4 protein-coding genes are annotated in these 2,590 nt (G+C 56.1%); 3 read left to right on the forward strand and 1 reads right to left on the reverse strand.

The window, feature by feature from the left end; translation table 11 throughout:
- On the reverse strand, positions 1-275 hold a 275-nt coding region (locus JQ575_RS44015; RefSeq protein ID WP_212039375.1), incomplete at its 3' end, for a hypothetical protein.
- A gap of 704 nt (positions 276-979) precedes the next feature.
- On the opposite strand from JQ575_RS44015, the gene JQ575_RS44020 reads away from it, so the two are divergent.
- The 3 genes from JQ575_RS44020 to JQ575_RS44030 all read left to right on the forward strand — a co-directional run.
- The gene (locus tag JQ575_RS44020) at positions 980-1,774 is read left to right on the forward strand and encodes a DUF2092 domain-containing protein (RefSeq protein WP_249167326.1); all 795 of its coding nucleotides are present in this window, start codon (positions 980-982) and stop codon (positions 1,772-1,774) included.
- Complete coding sequence (locus tag JQ575_RS44025; RefSeq protein ID WP_212039377.1) at positions 1,771-2,073, forward strand: hypothetical protein; 303 nt, start codon at positions 1,771-1,773, stop codon at positions 2,071-2,073. The genes JQ575_RS44020 and JQ575_RS44025 overlap by 4 nt, the downstream gene beginning before the upstream one ends.
- A 190-nt stretch (positions 2,074-2,263) precedes the next feature.
- The coding region (locus tag JQ575_RS44030) for an HdeA/HdeB family chaperone (protein WP_212039379.1) at positions 2,264-2,590 on the forward strand (327 nt) is incomplete at its 3' end.

Below are 2,590 nucleotides of genomic sequence, written 5' to 3' on the forward strand. Positions count from 1 at the left end.
GCCTTGAACAGCGGAATGGCGCGGCCGGTCTCGCTTCGTTCATCTGAGTCGGCCACGCTTGAGCTGGTGGCCAGCACATGGACCAGGGAGGAGATGGTAGAGAGTTCGCCTTGCAGGCGCCCCAGGACTTTGGTGCTGGTTGCGTCCATGTAGGCTGACGCGGCTTCATGGGTGGCAAAGCGCAGGGACCGTAACTGAATGGCGATCAGCAACGCGGTCAACGCGACGATAAACGCCATCACCGCAAACGTGATGGAAGTCCGGAATGTAAGCATCTGCGTTCCGTCTAATGGCGCAGGATAGCTGCAATCCGTCCAAATAATCTTCCTGGGCAGCACCGTTTTAGCGTCACCGTAGGTTGCTCCGCTACGAGAGAGTTTGGTGATTGTCTATGCAAAATCGGACAGCAACACGCGCCTGGGCATATACCCGCAAAACTACGGGTTTTTGTTTCGCAGCAATCGATTGAACCCGCCGGCAAAGCCGACTTTCCGGTTGAGCGTTGGGATTCGGTGCCTCAACCATCGACCCCCAGCATCTCTTCCTGAGGCTGGGGCCGTTTCGTTCTTTTGGACAAGTAGAAAAACCAGCCGATTGCATTCATAATGTGGGAACGGAGCCGCTCGTTCCCGAATTGCCTCACTTTCATTATATGCAGTTTGTGCCATCCCGATTTGTGCTGAATCGCCGGCTGGTTCTTTTGTTATCAGGGCTGCACTGGGCCTTTTGACCTTGGCAGCGCGTTTTCGAGAAGCGCAAGGACTGGTGTGAAGCTCTCGAACCAGCCTTAATCTAGAATAGTATAGTCCGCTTTCAGCCTTAGGCTCAGGTAGTCCTCCATCGTGCCAGGATCACGGCGCGATCTTGTGGGTTTCCTAAAACGATCTCGAGCTGCGACATTACTGGCGCAATCGTAAGGCCCCCGCTACTGTCGATAGAAGGCCACCGATGTTGACATTTTCAACGGGAGAAAATTGCGATGATGAGTGTGAAGCGAGTGAAACCACGGCACAGAATATTGATCGGGGCCGCGCTCATGGTGAGTGTTTCCGTAATGCCCGCTGCCCGTGCCCAGAACGGCGAAGCCGAGAAGCTTCTAAAGGGAATGGCGGACTATGTTTCCGGCCAGAAAACTCTCGCCGTAACTTACGACTCCGATATCGAGGTGATTACGTCAAAGTTACAGAAAATCCAGTTCACAAGCTCCGGACAGGTGCAATTGAGCCGCCCGGACAAGCTTCGTGCCACGCGAACGGGTGGTTACCGCGACGTCGAGATTGTGTTCGACGGCAAAATGCTGACCGTCAACAACAAGGACGGCAAGGACTACGCCCAGATCGAAGCTCCCGGCACTGCCGAGGAACTGATTGATGTACTTCGAGATAAGCACGGAGTGGTAGCGCCCGGTGCCGATTTGCTGCTTTCCAACGTCTTCAATGTCTTGATGACCGACGTGATTGAGGCCGCCGTCATTGGCAAGGGCGTCATCGACGGCGTCGAATGCGACCACCTCGCATTCCGTAACGTGGAAACAGACTGGCAGATCTGGATCGAATCCGGCGCAAAGCCGATCCCGCGCAAGTACGTGATTACCAGCAAGGGCATCGGCGAAGCGCCGCAATATACCCTGCGGATCAAGGACTGGAAGACCGATGTGGCGCCCGACGCCTTTGCGTTCAAGGCAGATCCTTCCTTCAAGAAGATCGCGCTCGGCGATCTCTCCGATATCGACGAAGTCCCGCAGGGCACGACCAAGTCAGGAGACAAGAAATGATCCGAATGACATTATTCCGTCTGTCACTCGCGACTGTCCTCGGCGTCGGCGCCCTTTTCTGGGGAGGTCAACTGCCCCACGCTGGACAGTCATTGCTGGTGTCGTCAGCCGAAGCCAGGATCGGCCGTCCGCTGACGCCGATGAGTTACGCCGGCGTTGCCCGGCGCACCACGCGCCGGGCCATAGTCGGCGGAGCCGTAGTAGGTGGCGCCGTCGCGGCCGGAGCCTACTATGGAGCTGCGGGAGCATGCTCGCAGGTCGCGGATGCCTACGGGCGGATCGTCACGGTCTGCCAGTAAGTCGTTTCTTAACGACGAGAAGAGCCGCAGAGCTTCGGAGCGCTGCGGCTTCCTAACTAGCATTCGGCTCAGCGTTTCCGAATTCGTCGTCAGCGCTGCTGATCGCGGGTTCATGGTCGCAAGCAGTGAACCCGCCAGTGATCGGGCCGCTGAAAATTAATGTGTGAAAATGCTAGAAAGAAACATTGAAATGATCGCAAAGAAACTGTTTTTGGGTTGCGCAAGCATCGTTTTTGCGGGCCAGGCCGTTGCCCAGGTCGAACTCAAGACATACGCCGACCGCGACGGCTATCTTGACGTTCAGAAGCTGACCTGCGCTCAACTGGCGAATACGTTTCAGGAAGACGCGGATTACTTGGCTGCCTGGTATAGCGGTTGGTACAACGGCCTTGGCAAGAAGCACATGATGCAGGTCTCGCGCGCCAAAGCTCTGCAACACGAAGTCATCGTCCATTGCAAGGCCAATCCGGGCAAGAAGGTCATCGAGGCGATCGACGTCGTCTTCAAAGACTATAGA

It is taken from the genome of Bradyrhizobium sp. JYMT SZCCT0428, assembly GCF_018131075.1.
GTDB lineage: Bacteria > Pseudomonadota > Alphaproteobacteria > Rhizobiales > Xanthobacteraceae > Bradyrhizobium.

Excerpts from the sequence above, each read along its gene's own strand:
- JQ575_RS44020 (WP_249167326.1), top strand. The coding sequence starts at position 980 with ATGATGAGTGTGAAGCGAGTGAAACCACGGCACAGAATATTGATCGGG.
- JQ575_RS44025 (WP_212039377.1), top strand. The coding sequence starts at position 1,771 with ATGATCCGAATGACATTATTCCGTCTGTCACTCGCGACTGTCCTCGGC.